At 59.8% G+C, this 22,070-nt stretch carries 29 protein-coding genes; 15 read left to right on the top strand and 14 right to left on the bottom strand.

The window, feature by feature from the left end:
* Nucleotides 1-50: 50 nt before the first annotated feature.
* The 4 genes from ACR0LD_RS01290 (at nucleotide 51) to aat (ending at nucleotide 3,278) form a co-directional block, all read left to right on the top strand.
* Nucleotides 51-587, top strand: a complete 537-nt coding sequence (locus tag ACR0LD_RS01290) for a LuxR C-terminal-related transcriptional regulator (RefSeq protein WP_093962677.1) — start codon at nucleotides 51-53, stop codon at nucleotides 585-587.
* A 149-nt stretch (nucleotides 588-736) separates the two neighbouring features.
* Nucleotides 737-1,234 (top strand): acetyl-CoA carboxylase biotin carboxyl carrier protein, encoded by a 498-nt coding sequence (gene accB / locus ACR0LD_RS01285; protein WP_480635387.1) that lies wholly within the window; start codon nucleotides 737-739, stop codon nucleotides 1,232-1,234.
* 9 nt (nucleotides 1,235-1,243) lie between these two features.
* Entirely contained in the window at nucleotides 1,244-2,590 is a 1,347-nt protein-coding gene (gene accC / locus ACR0LD_RS01280) for an acetyl-CoA carboxylase biotin carboxylase subunit (protein ID WP_170358311.1), read from the top strand.
* Nucleotides 2,591-2,645: 55 nt separating this feature from the next.
* Complete coding sequence (gene aat / locus ACR0LD_RS01275) at nucleotides 2,646-3,278, top strand: leucyl/phenylalanyl-tRNA--protein transferase (RefSeq protein ID WP_170599219.1); 633 nt, start codon at nucleotides 2,646-2,648, stop codon at nucleotides 3,276-3,278.
* Here the strand turns inward: aat and ACR0LD_RS01270 are convergent.
* From ACR0LD_RS01270 to ACR0LD_RS01245, 6 genes are all read right to left on the bottom strand, one after another.
* Nucleotides 3,242-3,601 (bottom strand): DUF2155 domain-containing protein, encoded by a 360-nt coding sequence (locus ACR0LD_RS01270; protein ID WP_170358308.1) that lies wholly within the window; start codon nucleotides 3,599-3,601, stop codon nucleotides 3,242-3,244. The two genes, aat and ACR0LD_RS01270, sit on opposite strands and share 37 nt — an antisense overlap.
* A complete protein-coding gene (mlaD, locus tag ACR0LD_RS01265; protein ID WP_093962682.1) occupies nucleotides 3,598-4,050 on the bottom strand; it encodes an outer membrane lipid asymmetry maintenance protein MlaD in 453 nt (150 codons plus the stop codon). Before mlaD ends, ACR0LD_RS01270 begins: the two co-directional genes overlap by 4 nt.
* Before the next feature lie 11 nt (nucleotides 4,051-4,061).
* Complete coding sequence (locus ACR0LD_RS01260) at nucleotides 4,062-4,445, bottom strand: NADH:ubiquinone oxidoreductase subunit NDUFA12 (protein ID WP_480635383.1); 384 nt, start codon at nucleotides 4,443-4,445, stop codon at nucleotides 4,062-4,064.
* Between the two features lie 79 nt (nucleotides 4,446-4,524).
* Nucleotides 4,525-4,887, bottom strand: coding sequence for a RidA family protein (locus ACR0LD_RS01255; RefSeq protein ID WP_170338037.1), 363 nt, complete (start codon nucleotides 4,885-4,887; stop codon nucleotides 4,525-4,527).
* Between the two features lie 64 nt (nucleotides 4,888-4,951).
* Nucleotides 4,952-6,220, bottom strand: a complete 1,269-nt coding sequence (gene clpX, locus ACR0LD_RS01250; protein WP_170337591.1) for an ATP-dependent Clp protease ATP-binding subunit ClpX — start codon at nucleotides 6,218-6,220, stop codon at nucleotides 4,952-4,954.
* Nucleotides 6,221-6,356: 136 nt separating this feature from the next.
* Nucleotides 6,357-6,989 (bottom strand): ATP-dependent Clp protease proteolytic subunit, encoded by a 633-nt coding sequence (locus ACR0LD_RS01245; protein WP_093962686.1) that lies wholly within the window; start codon nucleotides 6,987-6,989, stop codon nucleotides 6,357-6,359.
* Nucleotides 6,990-7,342: 353 nt separating this feature from the next.
* On the opposite strand from ACR0LD_RS01245, the gene ACR0LD_RS01240 reads away from it, so the two are divergent.
* The gene (locus ACR0LD_RS01240; protein ID WP_093962687.1) at nucleotides 7,343-7,678 is read left to right on the top strand and encodes an ArsR/SmtB family transcription factor; all 336 of its coding nucleotides are present in this window, start codon (nucleotides 7,343-7,345) and stop codon (nucleotides 7,676-7,678) included.
* A 56-nt stretch (nucleotides 7,679-7,734) separates the two neighbouring features.
* Here the strand turns inward: ACR0LD_RS01240 and ACR0LD_RS01235 are convergent, their stop codons facing one another.
* Nucleotides 7,735-8,796 (bottom strand): zinc ABC transporter substrate-binding protein, encoded by a 1,062-nt coding sequence (locus tag ACR0LD_RS01235; protein ID WP_480635380.1) that lies wholly within the window; start codon nucleotides 8,794-8,796, stop codon nucleotides 7,735-7,737.
* 91 nt (nucleotides 8,797-8,887) lie between these two features.
* Here ACR0LD_RS01235 and ACR0LD_RS01230 point away from each other — a divergent pair, with 91 nt between their 5' ends.
* The 4 genes from ACR0LD_RS01230 (at nucleotide 8,888) to ACR0LD_RS01215 (ending at nucleotide 11,112) form a co-directional block, all read left to right on the top strand.
* A complete protein-coding gene (locus ACR0LD_RS01230; RefSeq protein ID WP_170337589.1) occupies nucleotides 8,888-9,367 on the top strand; it encodes a Fur family transcriptional regulator in 480 nt (159 codons plus the stop codon).
* Nucleotides 9,364-10,107, top strand: a complete 744-nt coding sequence (locus ACR0LD_RS01225) for a metal ABC transporter ATP-binding protein (protein ID WP_170337588.1) — start codon at nucleotides 9,364-9,366, stop codon at nucleotides 10,105-10,107. Before ACR0LD_RS01230 ends, ACR0LD_RS01225 begins: the two co-directional genes overlap by 4 nt.
* Complete coding sequence (locus tag ACR0LD_RS01220) at nucleotides 10,107-10,901, top strand: iron chelate uptake ABC transporter family permease subunit (protein ID WP_170337587.1); 795 nt, start codon at nucleotides 10,107-10,109, stop codon at nucleotides 10,899-10,901. Before ACR0LD_RS01225 ends, ACR0LD_RS01220 begins: the two co-directional genes overlap by 1 nt.
* 73 nt (nucleotides 10,902-10,974) lie before the next feature.
* Entirely contained in the window at nucleotides 10,975-11,112 is a 138-nt protein-coding gene (locus ACR0LD_RS01215) for an entericidin A/B family lipoprotein (RefSeq protein ID WP_093962692.1), read from the top strand.
* Between the two features lie 954 nt (nucleotides 11,113-12,066).
* On the opposite strand, the gene ACR0LD_RS01210 is transcribed toward ACR0LD_RS01215, so the two are convergent.
* Both ACR0LD_RS01210 and ACR0LD_RS01205 read right to left on the bottom strand, forming a co-directional pair.
* Nucleotides 12,067-12,519, bottom strand: coding sequence for a hypothetical protein (locus ACR0LD_RS01210; RefSeq protein ID WP_480635377.1), 453 nt, complete (start codon nucleotides 12,517-12,519; stop codon nucleotides 12,067-12,069).
* Nucleotides 12,520-12,642: 123 nt separating this feature from the next.
* A complete protein-coding gene (locus ACR0LD_RS01205) occupies nucleotides 12,643-12,957 on the bottom strand; it encodes a hypothetical protein (RefSeq protein ID WP_480635375.1) in 315 nt (104 codons plus the stop codon).
* Nucleotides 12,958-13,367: 410 nt separating this feature from the next.
* On the opposite strand from ACR0LD_RS01205, the gene ACR0LD_RS01200 reads away from it, so the two are divergent.
* Nucleotides 13,368-13,673: a hypothetical protein gene (locus ACR0LD_RS01200; RefSeq protein WP_480635373.1), complete on the top strand. Its 306-nt coding sequence runs from the start codon at nucleotides 13,368-13,370 to the stop codon at nucleotides 13,671-13,673.
* 1 nt (nucleotide 13,674) lies between these two features.
* Here the strand turns inward: ACR0LD_RS01200 and ACR0LD_RS01195 are convergent, their stop codons facing one another.
* Nucleotides 13,675-14,262 carry a hypothetical protein gene (locus tag ACR0LD_RS01195; protein ID WP_480635371.1) on the bottom strand — a complete coding sequence of 196 codons (588 nt, stop codon included), beginning with the start codon at nucleotides 14,260-14,262 and terminating at the stop codon, nucleotides 13,675-13,677.
* 187 nt (nucleotides 14,263-14,449) lie between these two features.
* Complete coding sequence (gene lepA / locus ACR0LD_RS01190) at nucleotides 14,450-16,249, bottom strand: translation elongation factor 4 (RefSeq protein ID WP_480635369.1); 1,800 nt, start codon at nucleotides 16,247-16,249, stop codon at nucleotides 14,450-14,452.
* A 345-nt stretch (nucleotides 16,250-16,594) separates the two neighbouring features.
* Here lepA and ACR0LD_RS01185 point away from each other — a divergent pair, with 345 nt between their 5' ends.
* Nucleotides 16,595-16,906, top strand: a complete 312-nt coding sequence (locus ACR0LD_RS01185) for a hypothetical protein (protein WP_170358294.1) — start codon at nucleotides 16,595-16,597, stop codon at nucleotides 16,904-16,906.
* A gap of 67 nt (nucleotides 16,907-16,973) precedes the next feature.
* Nucleotides 16,974-17,936 (top strand): LysR family transcriptional regulator, encoded by a 963-nt coding sequence (locus tag ACR0LD_RS01180; RefSeq protein WP_170362997.1) that lies wholly within the window; start codon nucleotides 16,974-16,976, stop codon nucleotides 17,934-17,936.
* Here ACR0LD_RS01180 and ACR0LD_RS01175 read toward each other — a convergent pair.
* Nucleotides 17,933-18,376 (bottom strand): low molecular weight protein-tyrosine-phosphatase, encoded by a 444-nt coding sequence (locus tag ACR0LD_RS01175; protein ID WP_480635366.1) that lies wholly within the window; start codon nucleotides 18,374-18,376, stop codon nucleotides 17,933-17,935. The two genes, ACR0LD_RS01180 and ACR0LD_RS01175, sit on opposite strands and share 4 nt — an antisense overlap.
* Before the next feature lie 27 nt (nucleotides 18,377-18,403).
* Between ACR0LD_RS01175 and ACR0LD_RS01170 the strand changes: the two genes are divergently transcribed.
* Together ACR0LD_RS01170 and ACR0LD_RS01165 are read left to right on the top strand one after the other, a co-directional pair.
* Nucleotides 18,404-19,099: an NAD-dependent deacylase gene (locus tag ACR0LD_RS01170; protein WP_170358291.1), complete on the top strand. Its 696-nt coding sequence runs from the start codon at nucleotides 18,404-18,406 to the stop codon at nucleotides 19,097-19,099.
* A 52-nt stretch (nucleotides 19,100-19,151) separates the two neighbouring features.
* Nucleotides 19,152-19,760 (top strand): HdeD family acid-resistance protein, encoded by a 609-nt coding sequence (locus tag ACR0LD_RS01165; protein WP_170358289.1) that lies wholly within the window; start codon nucleotides 19,152-19,154, stop codon nucleotides 19,758-19,760.
* Nucleotides 19,761-19,861: 101 nt separating this feature from the next.
* Here the strand turns inward: ACR0LD_RS01165 and ACR0LD_RS01160 are convergent, their stop codons facing one another.
* A complete protein-coding gene (locus tag ACR0LD_RS01160) occupies nucleotides 19,862-20,335 on the bottom strand; it encodes a copper chaperone PCu(A)C (protein ID WP_170370850.1) in 474 nt (157 codons plus the stop codon).
* Nucleotides 20,336-21,185: 850 nt separating this feature from the next.
* On the opposite strand from ACR0LD_RS01160, the gene ACR0LD_RS01155 reads away from it, so the two are divergent.
* Nucleotides 21,186-21,671: a GNAT family N-acetyltransferase gene (locus ACR0LD_RS01155; RefSeq protein ID WP_170358285.1), complete on the top strand. Its 486-nt coding sequence runs from the start codon at nucleotides 21,186-21,188 to the stop codon at nucleotides 21,669-21,671.
* A 69-nt stretch (nucleotides 21,672-21,740) separates the two neighbouring features.
* Here ACR0LD_RS01155 and rpmB read toward each other — a convergent pair whose 3' ends face one another.
* Nucleotides 21,741-22,028: a 50S ribosomal protein L28 gene (rpmB, locus tag ACR0LD_RS01150; RefSeq protein ID WP_039532366.1), complete on the bottom strand. Its 288-nt coding sequence runs from the start codon at nucleotides 22,026-22,028 to the stop codon at nucleotides 21,741-21,743.
* Between the last annotated feature and the right edge of the window lie 42 nt (nucleotides 22,029-22,070).

Raw genomic sequence — 22,070 nt, 5'->3', positions numbered from 1 at the left:
TGCTGCAATGCCCTCTTCAATTCCGGCCGAATTGGCGGCACGATAGGCAAATGAGTGATCCGGCCTTCGAATACGCACCTATCGGGCTTGTCGAGCTTGAAAACCGCATCATCCGGCGGTGCAATTTGCAGTTTGCCCGGACATTCGGGGGCAACGAATCCGACTACCGCAACCTGCCTTTGCTGCACCTGTACCCATCCGTTGCCGATTGGGAGAGAATTGGCGCACGAAGTCTTCAGGTCATGCGGGACACCGGCTACTACACGGACGAGCGGGTCATGCGCCGCCGCAACGGCGACTTGTTCTGGTGTCGCGCGCGCGGCCGGTCGCTGACACCCGATGACCCATTCCGCCATGGAATTTGGAGCTTCTCCGACATTTCCGAGGAACGCCCACTGGTCGAATTGACCAAACGCGAACGTGAAGTCGCGATCCTGTCCTGTCGCGGCCTGTCGGCCAAGGAAATAGGCGTCGAACTGGGGCTCAGCTACCGGACCATCGAAGCCTACCGCGCCCGGCTGCTCGAGAAATTCGGCGCGCGCAAGCTGCCGGAACTGGTCGCCAAACTGTCCGGCACGCCGCTCTGACCGTCGTGGACCCTGCCGATAACGCAGAAACCGGGGCCGAACGGCCCCAGTCGGCGCTTTTCATGGCCGCGCGGTTGCCTTATAACGCAGCGTAATTGACCAGAGCCCGCGCAGATAGACGGGCCAAAGGGGAACCTTCGAGGACACTCATGACAGACAACAGACACGAAGCGGATGTGACGTTCATCAAGGCACTGGCCGAACTCTTGCGCGAAAACGACCTGACTGAGTTGCAGGTGAAACGGGAATATGGCGAAGAAGACAGCCTGAACGTCCGGGTCAGCCGAGTAAGCCCGACAGCCGCGCCTGTGCAAGTTGCCGTCCCGACACCCGCTGCCGCGCCGGCACCTGTCGCAGCCCCCGCTGCTGCCCCCGCCGAAGCACCCGCTGCCGTCGAGGACCCGGCGAGCCACCCTGGCGCGGTGACCTCGCCCATGGTTGGTACCGTCTATATGCAGCCGGAACCCGGCGCGTCCCCGTTCATTGCCGTTGGCGCATCTGTTTCCGAAGGCGACACGCTGCTGATCGTCGAAGCGATGAAGACCATGAACCACATCCACGCCCCCAAATCCGGCACCGTCAAGCGGATCCTGGTCGGGGATGGCGACGCTGTCGAATTCGGCACTCCTCTGGTCATCATCGAGTAAGGCGGGCCCATGTTCGACAAGATCCTGATTGCCAACCGAGGCGAGATCGCCCTGCGTGTGATCCGCGCCGCGCGCGAGATGGGGATTGCGACGGTTGCCGTGCACTCGACCGCTGACAGTGACGCCATGCACGTGCGCATGGCTGACGAGTCCGTGTGTATCGGACCGGCACCCGGCCCCCAGAGCTATCTCTCGATGCCCGCGATCATCTCGGCCTGTGAAATCACCGGCGCCCAGGCGATCCACCCCGGCTATGGCTTTCTGTCCGAAAATGCCGAGTTCGTTCAGATCGTCGAAGACCACGGCATCACGTTCATCGGCCCTACCGCGGAACACATCCGCATCATGGGCGACAAGATCACCGCCAAAGACACCATGAAAGAGCTGGGCGTTCCCTGCGTACCGGGCTCGGACGGCGGCGTTCCGGATCTTGAGTCGGCCAAGCGCATCGGTGAAGAGATCGGCTATCCGGTCATCATCAAGGCCACCGCAGGTGGTGGTGGACGCGGCATGAAAGTCGCGCAGACCGCGGCCGAAATGGAAAGCGCCTTCATGACTGCGCGGGCCGAGGGCAAAGCCGCGTTCGGCAATGACGAAGTCTATATCGAGAAATACCTGACCACGCCCCGCCACATCGAGATTCAGGTCTTCGGCGACGGCAAGGGCAATGCGGTCCACCTGGCTGAGCGCGACTGTTCGCTGCAGCGCCGTCACCAGAAAGTATTCGAAGAGGCTCCGGGCCCCTGCATCACTCCTGAGGAACGCGCCCAAATCGGCAAGGTCTGCGCGGATGCGGTCGCAAAGATCAACTATATCGGCGCGGGCACGATCGAGTTCCTGTATGAAAATGGCGAGTTCTATTTCATTGAGATGAACACCCGCCTGCAGGTCGAACACCCTGTGACCGAAGGCATTTTCGGCGTCGACCTTGTTCGCGAGCAGATCCTTGTTGCGGCCGGAGAACCGATGTCGTTCGGCCAGGATGATCTGGAGATCAACGGCCACGCGATCGAAGTTCGGATCAACGCCGAAAAGCTGCCAAACTTCGCGCCCTGCCCGGGCAAGATCACGGCGTATCACGCACCGGGCGGCCTGGGTGTCCGGATGGATTCGGCGCTGTACAACGGGTATTCGATCCCACCCTACTACGACTCGTTGATCGGCAAGCTGATCGTGCACGGGCGCGACCGCCCTGAAGCGCTGGCGCGGTTGAATCGGGCCTTGGGTGAATTGATCGTGGACGGTGTGGACACGACGGTTCCCCTGTTTCATGCACTTCTGCAAGAACCCGACATCCACAGCGGCGATTACAACATCCACTGGCTGGAGCACTGGCTTGCGGAGAACATGGCCTAGTATCGACCAAGCCGCGAGAGCACGCGCTCTCGGGCTTGTCGCCGCGGTGTGAGCCATGGGCCTGACGCCTGATCTTCTGTTGCACGGCTATTCCATCGGAATCTTCCCGATGGCCGAACACAGGAACGACCCGGATCTTTTCTGGGTCGATCCAAAGCTGCGGGGTGTATTCCCGTTGGACGGGTTTCACATCTCCCGCAGCCTTGCGCGACGCATCCGGAACTGCGGGTTCTCCGTGACCATAAACCGGGATTTTGCAGCCGTCGTGGACGGATGCGCGGACCGGGCGGACACCTGGATCAATGACGAACTGCGCAGACTCTATGCCCAACTGCACCACTCGGGCCGCGCCCATTCACTTGAGGTTTGGGAAGGCGAGGAGCTTGTCGGGGGCGTCTATGGCGTTGCTCTGGGTGCGGCATTTTTCGGGGAAAGCATGTTTTCGCGCCGTACCGATGCGTCAAAAATTGCGCTCGCCTATCTGGTCGACCGATTGCGCCAGACAGGTTTTCAACTGTTCGACACACAATTTCTGACGGCACATTTGGCTTCGTTGGGGGCGATCGAAATCCCCAGACAGCAATACCGCCAACTTCTGGATCAGGCCATTGCTGCCAGCGCAGATTTCACCGCCGAGGTGTGTCAGACCCCTCAGGGGGTGATACAACGGATTACCCAGACATCGTAGCGCGAGTGATCCAGGGCGTTGAGCGCCGGGGACGTGGCGATCATCCAGCCGTCGAACAGCTGGTCGGCCTTTCCCTTTTCCCAAATCGTAAGATAGGCAAACGCGTCACCGGTCGGGTTTTCAGACGGATACCGGCAATCACCCAAGGCGACATCCAAGCCGAAAACTTCGACCGTATCACCGGTCGGCACCTGCACGTCCACCGTCTGACCGCTGACCTTGTCCAGCCCGCGCAGCATGGCCCCCGGTCCCGAGGAAACCTTCTGCTGCGCGCCGGCCGTCGTCGCGGCCAACAGCAGCGCCATCAGGGCGGCACGCATCATTCGCTGCCATCCCCGGCCACAAACTTGACCAGCAACGAGATCAGGCTGACGGCTCCTTGCGTGTCTTCAATCTGATCGCCCGGCTCAAAATAGAACGGAGAACCGCCGGGCATGACCTCGACGAAGTTACCCCCCAGAAGGCCTTCGGACGAGATCACGATCGCGCTGTCATCCGGAATCTGGATGTTTTCGGCAACCGAAATCGTCGTATCGGCACGGTAGGTTTCAGGGTTCAACTCGACATCGGTCACAGTGCCGATCTTTACACCCGCGAGGCGCACATCCGTGCCCACCGCCACACCCTCAAGCGACCGAAAGGACGCCTCAAGGTGATAGCCCCCGTTTTCGCGCGACCAGCCCGTGGACTGGCTGGCATACACGCCAAACGCCAATGCACTGGCCAGCACGACACCGCCGACAAGAACTTCGGTCATGTTGTGGGTCGACATGTGGATCTCGCTTATTCCGGGCTCCAGGCTTCGTAGTCCTTGCGCTCGATCGGATCGGGACGGCGCAGGGACCCCGCCGGCACATAGGCCATCGCGGTGCCCGTCAGATTTTCCTGATGCGGCTTTTCCCACGCCTTGTGTGGCAGTGGCTGGTCGGTCGGCGGTTCATCCCAGGTGCGGTGCAACCAGCCGTGCCATTCCGGGTCGATCCGGCTGGCCTCGGCCTCTCCATTGAAAATTACCCACCGTTTGCTGTCATCGGCGTTGCGATAAAACACGTTGCCCTGATCGTCCTCGCCCACCTTGATACCTTTGCGCGCAGTGTAGATCTGCGTGTTCAGAGTGGCCCCGTTCCACCAAGTCACGGCCCGCAAAAGAGTGTTCAGGATTCCCATCGGCTGCCTCCGGCATTTCTGTCCATGCAGATATGGACCAAAGCCGAGCAGAGGTCCAGAGCCACAAAGAGCGCACCCATTACTTGGGCAAGAATGCGGTGACCTCGATTTCGATTCGGTATTTTGGATCAATCAAGCCGCATTCGATCATCGTCGCAACAGGCGGGTTGGCACCGAACGTCTCGGCCAGGACCGGCCAGCACGCTTCAAATTCGCGGCGATCGGGCAGCATATAAGTCACGCGCACCACGTCGGCAAAAGAGGCGCCCGCCTCTGCCAAGGCGTTGCCTATGATCGTCAGCGCCGAGCGGCATTGGTCGACGACGCCTTCGCCCTGCCCGACCGTTCCGGCAACATGGACCCAGCCACCCGCGACAACGGCCCGGCAGTAGCCGACCTTGGCTTCGAACTCACCGCCCGAGGAAATACGTTGGATCGTCATGACACCCTCACATGAAAACGGCGCGGACTTTGCCGCGCCGTATCTGCATTAAATTTCAAACAGTTCAGCCGGCAGATGCCGATTCCGGCGCGGCATCCGCATAGATGATCAGCGGCTGCGCGTCCGACGTCACGGCCTCTTCGTTCACGACCACCTTGGTCACGTTCTTCATGCCCGGCAGTTCGAACATCGTGTCCAAAAGAATGTCTTCCAGGATGGAACGCAGGCCGCGAGCACCAGTCTTGCGTTCGATCGCCTTTTTGGCAATCGCCGCAAGGGCGTCGTCGGTAAAGTCCAGTTCGACGTTTTCCAGCTCGAACAGACGCTGATACTGCTTGACCAGCGCGTTCTTGGGCTTGGTCAGGATGGTGACCAGCGCGTCCTCATCCAAGTCCTCAAGCGTTGCCAGCACCGGCAGACGTCCAACGAATTCCGGGATCAGACCGAATTTCAGCAGGTCCTCGGGCTCCAGATCTTGGAAGATTTCGCCCACGCCGCGTTCGTCATTGTCGCGCACATCGGCGCCAAATCCCATAGCCGAGCCCTTGCCGCGCTGCGCGATGATCTTGTCCAGACCTGCAAAAGCGCCGCCACAGATGAACAGGATGTTGGTGGTGTCCACCTGCAGGAATTCCTGCTGCGGGTGCTTGCGCCCGCCCTGCGGCGGAACGCTGGCCACGGTGCCTTCCATCAGCTTCAGCAGGGCCTGCTGCACACCCTCGCCCGACACGTCGCGGGTGATCGAGGGGTTTTCGGATTTACGAGTGATCTTGTCGACCTCGTCGATATAGACGATGCCGCGCTGCGCGCGCTCGACATTGTATTCGCTGGCCTGCAGCAACTTGAGGATGATGTTCTCGACATCCTCGCCCACGTAACCGGCCTCGGTCAGTGTGGTCGCGTCTGCCATCGTGAACGGCACGTCCAGAATCCGCGCCAGCGTCTGCGCCAGCAAGGTCTTGCCGCACCCGGTGGGGCCAATCAGCAGAATGTTCGACTTGGCCAGCTCGATGTCACCCCCGGCCTTCTGTGCGTGGTTCAGACGTTTGTAGTGGTTGTGCACCGCAACCGACAGGACACGCTTGGCCCGAGCCTGGCCAATGACATAGTCGTCCAGCACCTCGCATATATCTTTGGGGGTGGGCACACCGTCCGAGGATTTCAGCCCGCTGGCTTTGGTTTCCTCGCGGATGATGTCCATGCACAGTTCGACGCATTCATCACAGATGAACACGGTCGGTCCAGCAATAAGCTTACGCACCTCATGCTGGCTTTTTCCACAGAAGCTGCAGTAGAGCGTGTTCTTGCTGTCGCCGCCTGAATTCGTCGCCATGTTCTACCTTTCGGGCTCCATCCCTGCGGCCCGGATCCGGACCGCGCTTGCCGCCTGTCCGTGCAGCTTAGGCCAGCACCGGGGCAGCTACAATGTCAAAATCGCACCCCGCACCAGTGGGTGCGGGGTTTCCGCATCACGCTTCGGTCGGTTCGGATTTGGAGCGGCTTTCGACGATCTCGTCGATATGGCCCCACTCTTTTGCTTCTTCCGGGCTCATGAAATTGTCACGGTCCAAAGCCTTTTCAATGGCCTTTTTCGACTGTCCGGTATGCTTGGCATAGATATCGTACAAACGATCCTTCAGCTTCTGCGTTTCGGCGGCGTGAATCATGATGTCGCTGGCTTGACCCTGGTAGCCACCGCTGGGCTGGTGCACCATGATGCGGCTGTTCGGCAGCGAGAAGCGCATCCCCTTCTCTCCGCCCGCCAGCAGGACCGACCCCATCGAGGCCGCCTGGCCGATCACCAATGTCGAACATTTTGGCTTTATGTACTGCATTGTGTCGTAGATCGACAGACCGCTGGTCACAACACCGCCAGGCGAGTTGATGTAGATCGAGATTTCCTTGTTGGGATTCTCGGCTTCCAGATGCAGAAGCTGCGCTACGATCAGGTGGCTCATCCCGTCATGGATCGGGCCATTGATGAAGATGATCCGCTCCTTCAGCAGGCGCGAGAAGATGTCATAGGCCCTTTCGCCGCGGCTGGTCTGCTCAACGACCATCGGGACGAGCGTATTCATGTAGGTGTCAACTGGATCGAACATTCGGAACCTGCCTGCTTTGGTGTGAACCGGGACCATACCCGATGAGAAGTTACATGAGTCTTAGTGTTGCCTTCGGGGGCCTGCAAGGGGCAGCGGACACGCGACGCCTATTGGGAAATACGGATCAGTCCGCATCGTCGGGATGCCGCAAAACAGAGCGAACAACCGCGCAGAACGCAAATACCCGGCTGTTTTTTGGCCTCGCCGCCATTCACAGCGCTTTCATCACGCCATTTTGATCCATGCATATGGAAATATCTGATCATTCTATATAGAGACCCAATTCGCTCAGGCGAAACTAACAAAGGGAACACTTGCCCCACACTCACCAAGGGGCCAACAAGGACAAGAAGATGGCACTTCCCCAACTTTCCGAAGACATCTCGCGCGACGACATGGACCGGATGGCCGCTAACGCAACCCGCGCTTCGAATTTTCTGAAAGCGATCAGCCACGAGGGTCGGTTGATGATCCTCTGTCATCTGGTATCCGGCGAAAAATCGGTGACCGAACTCGAGTCACTGCTGTCCGCCCGACAGGCCGCCGTTTCACAGCAACTGTCGCGGCTGCGCCTTGAGGGGCTGGTCACGCCCCGGCGCGAAGGCAAGGCAATCTACTATCGCCTTGCAGACGACAGACCTCGCAAAATGCTGGAAACGGTGTACGAGTTGTTCTGCGACGAGGAATAAGACAGAAAACCCATTGAATGGCGAAGGGCGCAACAGATCGTTGCGCCCTTCTTTGTTCACGAGTTGCCGCTGCAGGCCTGAAAACTTGCGGCCATTTCGCGCAACAGGTCCGGATACAGGGTTGGACCCGGCTCGAGCGCAACCCCGATCGGGTCAAGCACGAGGATTTGCACATCCATCCCCTCCGTCGCGGCGGAGATCAGACGGGTATCGTATTGCGGCTCGGAAAAAGCGCAATCAATGCCTTCCTCTTCAATCCGGGCCTTGAGCTCGGCCAGACGAGCCGGTCCGGGTGCGGCCGCGTCGCCAAGGCTCACGGTGCCCGACGATGTCTGATCGAACCGGTGTTCGAAATACTGGTAAGCGTCGTGAAAGGTGACAAACCGCGGCTCTGACTGCGCCAGATCCACCCGGATCTCGGCTTCCAAAGCACTCAGGCCTTCAACCGCCTTGTCCGCGTTGGCTTGGTACCGCGCAGCGTTATCCGGGTCCTTCTCCGACAAAGTTTCGGCAATTACCTGCACCCAAACGCGCGCGTTTTCCGGGTCCAGCCAGGCATGCGGGTCTACACCGTCGTGGTCATGCCCGTGGTCATGGTCATGTGCGTCGTGATCCGCGTGCTCTTCATGTTTCTGATGTTCATCGTGGTCCGCATGATCATCGTGGTCTGCATGATCCTCGTGATCATCGTGTTTCGCATGGTCATCATGGTCCGAATGATTGTCGTGATCGTCGTGGTCTGCATGCTCCTCTTCGCCCTCATGATGATCGGCCAAGTCGCGGAAGTCGTGCCGCACAGTTCCGGCCACCTCCAGCAACTCAACCTGCGTCGCTCCCTCGGACAGGGCGCCAAGTGGTCCCGTCATCCACGGGGTCAGCTCAGGGCCTACCCAAAAAACCACGTCGGCAGATTGCAACGCTCGCGCCTCGGACGGGCGCATGGCGTGATCATGAGGTGAGGCTCCGGGCGGGATGATCAGGGAAGGCTCGGCAACACCGTCCATGACTTGGGCAACCAACGCGTGAACCGGTGCGATATCGACGGCAACGTTGGGCGCATCAGCCGCCGCCTTTCCAGCCAGCACGACGCCGGCCAGCAACAAGAATTTTCGGGACATGTCACCTCCTTGAATGATATGTTATTACATTGCTGGACGGCTTGATATTGCCGACGTTATAACATATCAAGCCAAAAATTTCGGAGCGCACATGAGCACAGTAGGCTTCAGGCATCACAATCATAACCACTGCATGAAAACCGCGCTGAGCAAAGCCGAGGAAAAATGCGCCAACCAGAAGCTTCAGTTCACGCCGGTGCGCCGCCGCGTGTTGGAGATCTTACTGGAGCAGCACAAGGCAATGGGAGCCTATGACATTCTGGCTGTTCTGTCGGCCGAAGGCATGGGGTCGCAACCTCCGGTGGCGTATCGTGCGTTGGACTTTCTGGTGCAGCATGGGTTCGTGCACCGTATCGAGCAGATGAACGCCTATGCGGCCTGCGCCCACCCTACGCACGACCACGTGCCTGCGTTTCTGATTTGCCGGGCGTGCAAGGCCGTGGCCGAAACCGAAACCGAGCTGACTCAGGGCCGACTTGGTGCTGCCGCCGACACATCAGGCTTCACCATTGAAAGGATCGTGGTCGAGGCCGAAGGTCTTTGCCCGGACTGCATTGGAACGCAGCCATGACGACCCCCCTCATTTCTCTACAGAACCTGTCGGTGCGCCTGGATGGCCGGCTCATTCTGGACAACGTATCAGCACAGATCGCCGCTGGTGAAATCGTCACCATTGTCGGTCCGAACGGTTCGGGAAAATCGACTCTGCTGCGCGCCATGATCGGCGCTGTTCCCGCGGCTCAGGGCACTGTTCGGCGCGCCCCGGGTTTGCGGATCGGCTACGTCCCCCAGAAACTTGCGCTGGACGCCGCCCTGCCGATGACGGTGCAACGATTCCTTGGCCTGCCGAAACGCGTTTCGGCCAGCAAGGCCAAAACCGCGCTTGAACTGGCCGGCGTACCGGACTTGCGTGACAGACAGATGACCCGACTGTCCGGCGGTCAGTTTCAACGCGTCCTTCTGGCCCGCGCGCTGCTGGAAGAGCCTCAGGTGCTGCTGCTGGACGAAGCAACCCAGGGGCTTGATCAGCCCGGCGCAGCTGCCTTCTATGAACGCATTGAACAGGTTCGCACGGACCTCGGCTGCGCCATAGTCATGGTCAGCCATGACTTGCACGTCGTCATGGCCGCGTCGGATCGGGTTCTGTGCCTGAACGGGCATGTCTGCTGTGAAGGGGCACCCCACATGGTCGCAGACGCGCCGGAATATCGGGCGTTATTCGGCAGTGGAACACGGGGCACGATGGCCTTGTACCAACACAAGCACAGTCATACCCACGATCACAATCACGCGCAGGATACGTCACACTGATGCTGGACGATTTCATGGTTCGCGCCGCCCTGGCAGGTCTCGGTGTTTCGATCGCCGCGGCACCGCTGGGATGTTTTGTCGTCTGGCGGCGCATGGCCTATCTCGGAGAGGCCACCGCACATGCGGCCGTATTGGGTGTAGCGCTGGCGCTCAGCTTTTCTCTGCCGCTGCTGCCCGCAATCATTGCCGCTGCGCTTGCCATGGGCTTGTCGGTCAGCCTGCTGCGCGGTCGCGGTTACGCCATGGACACGCTTCTGGGTGTGATTGCACACACCGCTCTGGCCGCCGGCTTGGTAACCGTGGCGTTGCTGTCCGATGTCCGACTGGACCTGAATGCCTTTTTGTTCGGCGATATCCTTGCCGTCACAAAGTCCGATCTGGCCACGATCTGGATCGGTGGCGCCACGATTTTGGCGCTGATGGTCTGGCGCTGGTCAGCCCTTCTGGTTTCGACACTCAACCCGGACTTGGCTCAGGCATCCGGGATCGATCCTAAACGAGAAGAACTATGGCTGACTCTGGCGATGGCACTGGCCGTTGCGGTCGCCATCAAAGTTGTCGGAATTCTTCTGATCGCGGCCCTGCTGGTCATTCCAGCGGCCGGAGCCCGCCCTTTGGCCCGCACCCCAGAAAGTATGGCTTTCACCGCTGCGATCATTGGCTCGACGGCGGCGTTGGGCGGGCTGGGCGGTGCATATTGGGCGGATACACCCGCTGGACCAAGCATCGTTTGCGCGGCCGCGTTGATCTTTGTCGCGACGGCCATCCTTGGTCCCATCTTCCGCAAAGGCTGATCACCCAAAAAGGTTTGTCTGCATTGCCTGAATGGTGCTACCGATTGGTAGTCGACCAACCAAGGAGATATCGATGATCCGCACTATTCTGATCGGGCTGAGCCTTTTGGCCCTGACGGCCTGTGAAACCGCAAAAGGCGCGGGCAAAGACATCGAAAAAGCCGGCGACGCCATCCAGGGCGCGGCGACGGACGTTCAGGAAAGCCTCTGACACCCGTCAGCATCTAGCGGACAGCGGCGCAGCACTACCAACATATGGTTGAAAGTTCCGGGCGACCGGATTATTGTCCCTGCCACAGGTGCATAGACGCGGTAATGCATTACTGACACGACTGCGGGGTTCTTGTGCAATTGCGCAAGAACCCCGTTCCCGTTCTGACGGGCGGTGAGTGGAAGCCTGTACGAAACCGAAATCGGCAAAAGGAAAAGGCGCCAGGTGCGCAGACGCGGTCTTTGCATGTGCCCTTGCGGACACCCCTGACGCCTTGCCGGGTCGACACGCCCGAGGGACGCCCCGATCCAGTTGCTTCAGCCCCCGAGGGGACCTCGCTGCCGCAAAGCACCTGATGGCGCTCTGCCGCCCGCTCTGGCCTTCTGAGAAGCTGACCGCTCAAGCCGGGCTTGCGCCCCTCCTGACTGGTCACCTACCGGTAAGCCCTTGCAACCCGAAGAAAATCCTAAGATCTGCCTGCGATGCCAGGACCCCCTGACCTTTGCGTCCCGCCTTGGATCGTGATGAACCTTGGCGATGTCTGAACGATGGCACTCGCCCTCACATCCGGCAAGAAAATAGCACTGCAGCATGAAAATTAGCCGGGGATAAGATGTTGATATCCGACTGGAAGACGATGTGGATAAGTCGGGAAATGATGAAATCCGGCTGGGTTGCGCCGGAAAAAGCCGAAGGCCGATTTCTCTCCGTTCAATTGGGCGATTTCTGCGGGTGCAAAGGGAAAATCTCGGCCCTCATGGCGGACCTGACGTGACAGATACGGGCATATCGCTCGAATCGACGTCGATGAGTCGCCACACGCAACGGTGAACGAACGTGCAGCCCACGAATTGAGAAGCGTTCCGACCCGGACGAGGCAACCTACTACTCTCCGTCTCCCGCAAAATCGGGCAACGGCAACTACCCCCTACAACCGCCTGGGCCGGAAACGCTTCAGTTCACCTGTCGTTCAAGAACCGTGCTGTAGGTGGTTCCGGTGCGCAGGCTACGGAAATCCGCATAGATCTTGCCGTCCTCGTACCGCGCATCGATCAGCGCGTTGACGCCCGAGGTCGGATCAGCAGCGGTTTCGACAATGCCGATCTTGCCCGAGCCATCCTGGCTGATTGAGCCGGTGGCCTCGTACATCGTCCAGTCATCCATGGCATTGCGCCGCCACATGCTGGGCCCCCAGAACACGTTTTCGTGCTGCGCCTGGATCTCGAGCACCCATTCCGAGGTGTTGAACCGCGGTGCGGTGGCGGTGTTGGCGTTCGAGGGCGACACCGTGGTCTGGCTGGCCGCCCACGTGCCGCGCAGGTCGGGCATGGCATCGGCGAGGGCGGCAGAGCCCATCGTCAATGTCGCGGCCACGGCGGCGGCGCTGGCGGTCATGTATCTGGTCATGGGCTCTCTCCCTGTGATCGGCGGGCCTTGCTGGCCTGCTGAACAGATTGGGAGGGCGCGCGGCCGTTACAACTTACCTAAGGGAAACTTCATGAAGGGTTCATGCGGCGCTCACCGACGGGCTCAGGCCCATGCCAACGCGGTGCCCGCGATGACGAGGGCGATGCCCAGCCCCTCGCGGTAGGAAAAGGACTCGCCGAACAGAAAGAACGAGGCGATGGCGATCAGCACCACCTCGGCCCCCAGAATGCCGGTATAGATGATGCCCAGCCGTTCGTCGCGCAGCGCGGCGAGTTCCAGCGTGGCGGCAGCCAGCAAGGTGGCAACGATCAGCAACCCCAGCCCAAGGCCGGGGAGTTTCCACCAGAACTTCATCGAGATCATGGCCACGGAATAGAGACCCGCTGATCCAAGCGCGATGATGGGGATAATGGACATATAGGCCTCCGCCGCTGGTTTCCGTTAGGTCAACCTTAGCAGGTGCGGGTCGGAGGGGCTGTGAAGTGGGTCACGTTGTAGGGCGGGGCTCGTCCAGGAAACGGTCCGGTGGACCGTTTCAGGGCCGAAAGGGCGGTGCCCCGGGGCGCAACCGCGCCGCCCGTTTTGCCGGAGGCAAACCTTTGGTTTGACGGGGGCGGGTCATGCCGGAGGCATGCTTTCAGCATGACGCGGCCCGGCGGTGGTGCCGGGCGGGTGGGTCGATTGGCTGGTTAAAATAGTGTTTTGCTGGAAGCGTGTAGGCGTCTGCCGTATGTCGCGAAGTCTCAATTTTTTTCTTCATCCAACGCCTTGCAATATTGACGGAAGTTCCCATTTGAGACACGAGAACACAATTTAAAGGAGATCGCATGGAATACACAGAAGCTCAAATCCGCCGCGAAGTACTAGTCGAACTCGCGTCTTCTAAGACCGGAACTCTTACCATTTCTGAATTAATTGATCTTTTAGAAGAAAGACTTAAACCGACAGGCCACGATGCCGACATTATTGACAATCGGTCCGATACCTTTTTCTCGCAAAAGGTGAGAAACACAGTAAGTCACAGAAACATTGGTACCGGCCTGCAAGCCAATGGTCTTGCAGATTACAACGCTGAAAATGAAAGCTGGACCATCACTGACAAAGGCCGATCCGCAGTGAACTCAAACGTATAGGTTACACTGTTTTTTGTTTGTAGCCGACGGGCAGCCATTTCAACTGTGTGGGGCCAAGATGCTGTTTGTCCCACACAAACCACGCGTATGCCGTAGTGCCGCTGCCCTTTCTTACAGCACCTTTTGGGTAAAAAGTTATGCGCTCGCTGAAGACCCAAACGGTACTTGGCGGGTAGATTGAAAAAATAGTTTTTTGGCGGCCGGCACTTTCCAAAAAGGCGAGGCGCAAGAGAAGTGCCAACTTACGCCGGGCTTGCGAGATACCGGCGTGAACAAACTCTTCCGCGCTGTGAAAAGGGGGGTTGGTTACAATGTTATCCTCAATGCGGTCTGTGCAAGTAAAGTCGACCCCTGCCTCTCCAAAGCCTCTGTCATGTAAGTCGGAAGAAACCACTTCAAAACCATTGTTGATGAACACGTCGGCCATAGCGCCGTCGCCACATGCTGGCTCCCACACTCGTCCGACGAACTGCTCGCTATCAATTAGAACTTGGGTCGCCCAAGAAGGTGTAGGATAAAAGTCCGGGCCATCTAGGTCAGCGATACGCTTCAGAGTTGGCTGGGGTGCCAGCACAAATTGGTCTTTCATTATCCTGCTCGCTTTTCTCTAACTCTAGCAGATCAAAGCGTTCAAGCAATTGACCTGTGAATCACGAGTGTTTTCGAACGGTTAGACTTCCAACACCCTACTAAAACACTCTCGCAAATCCCACCGCGTGCCCTTGCAGTCGGCTACGCCAACCGCTTTCACCCACCTGCCGAAAAAATGGACAGCCTCAGCTGTCCATCTTCAACGCCGAAATAAACGCCTCCTGCGGGATATCCACCTTGCCGAACTGGCGCATCTTCTTTTTGCCGGCTTTCTGCTTTTCCAGCAGCTTCCGCTTCCGCGTGGCATCCCCGCCATAGCATTTCGCGGTCACGTCCTTGCGCAGCGCGGATAGGGTCTCGCGGGCGATGACCTTGCCGCCGATGGCCGCCTGGATCGGGATCTTGAACATGTGGCGCGGGATCAGCTCTTTCAGCTTTTCGCACATGGCGCGGCCGCGGGTCTCGGCGCGGTCGCGGTGGACCATGACCGACAGCGCGTCCACCGGCTCGTCATTCACAAGGATCGACATCTTGACCAGGCTGTCCTCGCGGTAGCCGGTCATCTGGTAGTCGAAGCTGGCATAGCCCTTGGTCACCGATTTCAGGCGGTCGTAGAAGTCGAAGACGACCTCGTTCAGCGGCAGGTCATAGACGACCATCGCGCGGCTGCCCGCATAGGTCAGGTCCATCTGGATGCCGCGGCGGTCCTGACAGAGTTTCAGCACGTCGCCCAGGTATTCATCCGGCACCAGGATGGTGGCCTTGATGCGCGGCTCTTCCAGGTGGTCGACCTTGGACATGTCGGGCATGTCGGCGGGGTTGTGCAGCTCGATCATCTCGCCGTCTTTCATGTAGACGTGATAGATCACCGACGGCGCGGTGGTGATGAGCTCGATATCGTACTCGCGTTCGATGCGGTCGCGGATTACTTCGAGGTGCAGCAGGCCGAGGAAGCCGCAGCGGAAGCCAAAGCCCAGCGCGGCCGAGGTTTCCATCTCGAACGAGAAGCTGGCGTCGTTCAGGGCCAGTTTCTCGATCGCGTCGCGCAGGTCTTCGAATTCGGCGCTGTCCACGGGGAACAGGCCGCAGAACACCACGGGCTGCGCGGGTTTGAAGCCCGGCAGAGCGGCTTGGGCACCGTTGCGATCATTGGTGATCGTGTCGCCCACGCGGGTGTCGCGCACCTGCTTGATGGACGCCGTGAGGAAGCCGATCTCGCCCGGGCCGAGCTGGTCGACCATCTGCATCTCGGGGCGGAAGACGCCGACGCGGTCGACATGGTGCAGGGTGCCGTTCGACATGAACTTGACCCGCATCCCCTTTTTCAGAACGCCGTCTATGATGCGGACCAGAACGATCACGCCCAGATAGGCGTCGTACCAGCTGTCGACCAGCATCGCCTTGAGCGGCGCGTCGCGCTCGCCCTTGGGTGCAGGTAGCTTGTGCACGATCGCCTCGAGCGTTTCGTGGATCCCTTCGCCCGTCTTGGCCGAGACGCGGATGGCGTCGGTGGCGTCGATGCCGATCACGTCCTCGATCTGTTCGGCCACGCGGTCGCAGTCGGAGGCCGGCAGGTCGATCTTGTTCAGCACCGGCACGATCTCGTGGTCGGCGTCGATGGCCTGATAGACGTTGGCCAGGGTCTGCGCCTCGACCCCTTGCGTCGAGTCGACCACCAGCAGCGAGCCTTCGACCGCGCGCATGGACCGCGAGACTTCATAGGCAAAGTCCACGTGGCCGGGAGTGTCGATCAGGTTCAGCACGTACTGCTCGCCATTGTCGGCGGTATAGTCGATGCGGACCGTGTTGGCCTTGATGGTGATGCCGCGTTCGCGCTCGATATCCATGCTGTCGAGCAGCTGTTCCTTCATGTCGCGATCCTGCACAGTCCCGGTCTCCTGGATGAGCCGGTCGGCAAGGGTGGATTTGCCATGGTCGATATGCGCGACGATGGAGAAATTGCGGATATGAGCGAGGTCTGTCATAGCGTCGGGATATGGTTCGAAATCGGGCGCTGGTCAAGGTGAGACAGCACGGCGGATGCCCCATATTTCAGCGCTATGAGGCCACGACGCTGCGGTTGGCTTCGTTCCAAGCCCTCAGCTGCATTCAGGCGACCGTAGGTAGACAGAACTCGGCCGTGTTGCACCGTCCAAAACGGGGTTCGAAGGGCATGCCACGGCCGACCATAGTGCCAACCGCGGCACTTTCGACTCAGGTACGTAGTTTCTGAAAGCAAATTGTTGAACGGCAGGAAAACTTGGACGATACTGCGCCGCAAGCCGAGAGGGACACAAGACTCCTCCGGGCAGGCAAAACGAGGCATGAGCATGAAACAGTTCCTCATTATCGCGCTATGCGCCACATCGCTTATCACTTTGGCCCCGGCCATGACCGAAGCGGCACAGATCAAACGTGCATGTTTGGCGTCCGACCGCTCGGCGGCGACACGCGACAGGTGCAAGTGCATCCAGCGGGTGGCAGATCAGGCTTTGACCAACAAAGACCAGAAAACCGTGGCCAAGTGGTTCACCGACCCGCATCAGGCCCAAGAGCTGAAGATGTCGAAATCCGCCCGCGATGACGCGCTGTGGGAGCGGTATCAGAACTTTGGCCGCATGGCGCAGGCGATCTGCAGCTGACGCTGACCGCGATCCTTGACCTGACCCGCCCTGCGCCTCAGTAATGGCGCAGTGAAAGGGAAATCATATGGTGACGAAAGGGTTGACCCTGCGCGGTCTCGAAGTGTTCGAGGCCTTGGCGCGGACCGGTTCGGTGGCACAGGCTGCCGAGATTACCGGACTCAGCCAGCCATCGGTCAGCCAGCAGTTGCGCAATCTCGAGAATGCTCTGGGCACGGACCTGGTGGATCACGGGCGCAGACCCATGCGCCTGACCCAAGCCGGGCGCAGCTTTCTGGCGCGGGCCGAATCCGTACTGGCCGAGTTGCAGATGGCCCAAAGCGAGCTGTCGGTCATGGACCTGGGTCATCTGAGCACGCTTTCGATCGGCCTGATCGACGATTTCGACAATGACCTGACCCCGCGTCTTGCCACGTTGCTGGCCGACAGCCTGACCCGTTCCAAGTTCAAACTCATAACTCTCCCCAGCCTCGAAATCTTTGAGGCGCTGGCTTCGCAACGCCTGCATCTGGCGGTTTCGGCCCATAGCGGCGAGGTGCTTGAAGGCGTGGTGGAGTACCCTTTGGTGCAGGATCCTTTCATTCTGGTCGCGCCGAAGGGCGGTGTGCCCAATGGGGGCGTAGAGGCTGCTTTGCAGACCCTGCCCTTTCTGCGCTATGCGCGGGAACAATTGATCAGCCGGCAAATCGAAAGCCACCTGGCGCGGCAACAGCTGCAGTTCGAAGAGCGGTTCGAGATCGGGTCGCACTTGGCCCTGATGGCCATGGTGGCGCGCGGCCTTGGCTGGGCAATCACCACGCCGTTGGGATACATGCGGGCAGCCCGCTTCCACGAAGGCATGGATGTCTACCCGGCTCCGTTCGGAGAGTTCTCGCGCACTATTTCCCTGTTCACTCGGTCTGACTGGTCAGATCAGGTTCCGCGCGAAGTCGCGGGCATGACGCGCCGTTTGATGCAAAGCCAGATGATCGAACCAGCCCTTTCCCGCCTGCCCTGGTTGTCCGGTCAGTTGAAGGTGATCGGCGGCTAGCCGTCCAGATATGCCACCAACCCATCCACGGCGGCTTCGATGAGGTCCAGCGCCCCGTCGAAATCACGGGTATAGTAGGGGTCGGGCACATGATCGGCGCCGGTGTGGGGCGCAAAATCGGTCAACAAGCGTACGGGTGTAGGATTGTCGGCCGGGCGCAAAGCCTCGATCTTGGCGATGTTTTCGCTGTCCATACCGATGATTAGGTCAAACCTGTCGAAATCAGACACCGCAAACTGGCGCGCGCGCAGATCGCTCAGCTCCAGCCCTCGGTTGCGAGCCGCGTGTTGCATCGGCGCATAGGGTGGATCCCCGACATGCCAGTCGGACGTTCCGGCACTGTCGCAGACATGATGAGGCGCCCTGACACGGAAAACACCTTCGGCAGCAGGGGACCGGCAGATGTTGCCGAGGCAGACAAACAGGATACGCTGTGACATGGCTCGGGTTTAGCGTGTGGAGGGCGAATGGAAAAGATCGTGATTTTGACCGGAGCCGGGATTTCGGCGGAAAGCGGTTTGGGCACCTTTCGCGATGAAGGCGGATTGTGGGCCCAGCACCGGATCGAAGACGTGGCGACACCCGAAGGTTTTGCCCGAAACCCTGCCCTTGTTCATGGCTTCTACAACGCGCGCCGGGTGCAGGCGGGTGGCGCCGACCCAAATGCAGCCCACACAGCACTGGCCCGGCTTCAGCGCGACTGGCCGGGAGAAGTGGTGATCGTAACGCAGAACGTGGACAGCCTGCACGAAGCCGGAGGTGCGACCAGGGTTATCCACATGCACGGCATCCTGTCCGGCGCGCTTTGCGCCTCTTGCGGGCATCGCTGGACTGCGCCAGCGGAAATGTCCGTGGGCGAACCGTGCCCCGCCTGCCGCGCGGCAACCGCCCGACCCGACATCGTGTGGTTCGGCGAAATGCCTTACCACATGGATCAGATTTACGACCATCTGGCACAGGCCGGGATATTCGCCGCCATCGGAACCTCTGGCCAAGTCTACCCGGCTGCGGCCTTCGTGCACGAAGCCATAGCTGCGGGCGCACAGACGGTCGAATTGAACCTCGAGCCTTCGGTTGGTGCATCCAGCTTCGATCAGACGCTGCTTGGCCCCGCCACCCAGATCGTGCCACGCTGGGTCGATGACTTGCTGGGCCGCAGGTGACACGGATCATTCTGCTGGGCTAAGCTGAAAGAACCTGAACCAGGAGAAACAGATGACCGAGCCTGAAGCCCCCCGTGGTGAAATCGTTGACGACGAAGGCATCGACAGCCGCGAAGCGCTGGGCGACACCCTTGCGGATCTGTGGTGGACGTTCCTGCTGCGCGGATTGCTTGCGGGGGCCGTTGGCGTCGCCGCGCTGTTCTGGCCAACGGGCAGCATCGCTCTTTTGCTGCGGCTGGTAGGGGTGCTGCTGATCCTCGATGGCGGCCTGACCCTGCTTGGCTTTGGGCGGCGGGGACTGATCGGAGGCGCGGGTATCGGGGCGGTCTTGATTGGGCTGGTCTTTTTGATCTGGCCGGAAGGCACAGCACGTCTGACGTTCTTTCTGCTGGGCGCCTGGGCGTTGATCATCGGGATCGGCTCGCTGATTTCGTTGGGCCAGATGCATCAGCTGGACCCAGAACGTGCGACCGTCCGGAACTCGGGCATCGTGGCTCTTATCATCGGGCTGGTGCTGATCTTCTGGCCCGGAAGCGGCGTTGTCGCACTGGGCTGGGCAATCGCATTCTCCGCCTTGGCCTTTGCCGGCGTCATGCTGTTCATGGCCGCACGTTTCAAGCGGGCCGGAGAACGGGTTTCGATGCGCGTGGTCAACAAGTGATGAACAACGCTGATCGGCAGTTGAAACGCGAACAGGCCGGGGCTTGACCCGGCCTGACGCATGGATGACGGCCGCATCGCGGCCCGAAGACAGGCGTTCTGTTAGTTCGAGTGCTTCATTTGCCCGTGGCCGTCTTTCCGTTCCAGGTCCACGGGAATCTCGACAACGACCTCACCGGCCTGCTCAAAAACCAAAGTGACGGGTATGGTTGCGCCCTGCTCAAACGGCTGCTTGAGCCCCATGAACATCACATGGTCCCCGCCCCGCTGCAGCATATGCGCCTCGCCAGCGGCGATCGAAAAACCTTCCTCGACTTCCATCATCTTGGCCACGCCGTTGTCGTCAATCTTGTGCGTATGCAGCTCGACCCGTGCTGCGATATCGGATTTGACAGCGACGAGTTGATCATCGGTGTCGCCTGAATTGCGGATCATCATGAAGGCCGCACCAGCCTTGGCATTGGCCCCCGAGGATCGGGCATAGGCATCCTCGACCGAGATCACACTTTCCGCATGCGCGGCGGTGGACATGATGGCAGCGACGAAAATAGCGGGCAGGATTGATTTGAAGGGCATCTCGCCTCTCCTTTTTGACTGTCTGATTGTGTTACGAAGGGTCTCAGACAGGGGCCGGCGGCGCGCGCGCTGGTCGCTGCGGGATCGGAGCCGCAACGAGGCTGTCGGAACGCAGCGGTATGTCAGACTTTGCCCGCTCGGGCCCTTTCGGTGCCGGCAAAGGGGTATCCAGAACCGCACCCAGCAAGTTGAGCGCATAGTCGGGACAGAAATGAGGTGGTTTGGTGGGCTGGCCGTGCTCGTCCATATAGACAACCACAGGACCGTTCCCGGTGCAAAGCACCATTTGACCGACCGCCGCATTCAATCCCCGTGACGCCGCAAAACCCTGGCCTGTCAGAACCAGCATCAGCGACAGTAGCAACGGCAACACGAGGCGATAGGATCGGGTCATCTTGGCAGAGGTTTAGGCGCGATCGGAAACGGACTGCAAGTGCCTTCGTGAACGCTGAGACAGTTTGGCGCGAACCAAGGAAAAAGGGCCGGCCTGACCGGCCGACCCCAGAATTTGCTTTGATCGGGACCGTCAAAGAACTCCGCGATCATCCGGACCGGTGTTGAGACCGGTATGCAGCCGGTTCACCCGCCGCTGCATCCGCGCACAGCTGGAAAATGACCCGACCAGAAGAGTCGAAAGGAAGGAAATAATAATTGAAGTATTCGCAGACATTACCACACTCCGCCGTAGAATAACCGCATACATAAAACAGATTCAAAACCCTGTATGTGAACAAAGTCACGCAGTCGCGTCCTTCTGCCTCCCGCACCGAGACCGCGCACGGCACCAGCCCAACGGCAAAGTGATCCGGACGCTCTGGTTTAGGCAGAAATTCAGGCGTAGATCGTGGTCATGCCACTCAAAGCGCACACAGAAATCCAGTTCCTCAGGCTGCCGCAGATTGAGCCGGCTGAAATCGCACGGCACATGTCTGATCCCCGCGTCGCTCGGCATCTGCCTTTGCTGACGGGGCCCTGGGACATCGCGATGGCGCGGGCCTTCATAGACGCAAAAGAGGCCTGCTGGGAATGCGACGGGCTTGGGCACTGGGCGATCACGTCCGGCGGTTGCTATGTCGGCTGGGGCGGCTTCCAGCGTGAAGGCAGGGAATGGGATTTCGGCCTGGTCCTGACGGCGGATGCCTTCGGTCTGGGCACGCGCATCACCCGCAAGGCCATCGCATTCGCCCGAGCCGATGAACGCATTCCATATGTCACTTTTCTGCTTCCACCGTCCCGCCGCAATCTCTCTGCGCTACGGCGTATCGGCGCGCATTATGTCGGTCCGGAAACCTATTCCGGCGCGCAGTTCCTGAAATACAGGCTTGAGACAGGTTGAGGACCCACAGACAAACGAAAAGCCCCTGCACCAACGGGTACAGGGGCCACGAAACAGTCTTTGGGAAAATCAGGCCGAGGCTTGCGCCTTGGCGATTTCCTTTTTCACTTTCAGCGCGTTGGCGGACAGCTCTTCGTCCTTGGCTTTTGCCAGGAACGCGTCCAGACCACCACGGTGATCGACCGAGCGCAGCGCGGCGGCCGAGATGCGCAGCTTGACGCCACGACCCAGGGTTTCCGACTGCAGGGTCACGTCGTTCAGGTTGGGCAGAAAACGACGACGAGTTCTGTTTTTGGCGTGGCTGACATTGTTGCCAGTCATCGGGCCTTTTCCGGTCAGTTCGCAACGGCGCGACATGGTTTCTTCCTTTGTTTCTGGAGGCCGGGCATAAATCCGCAG

It is taken from the genome of Ruegeria sp. BF8 (assembly GCF_056538625.1).
This window is presented reverse-complemented; position numbering and strand designations above follow the sequence as displayed.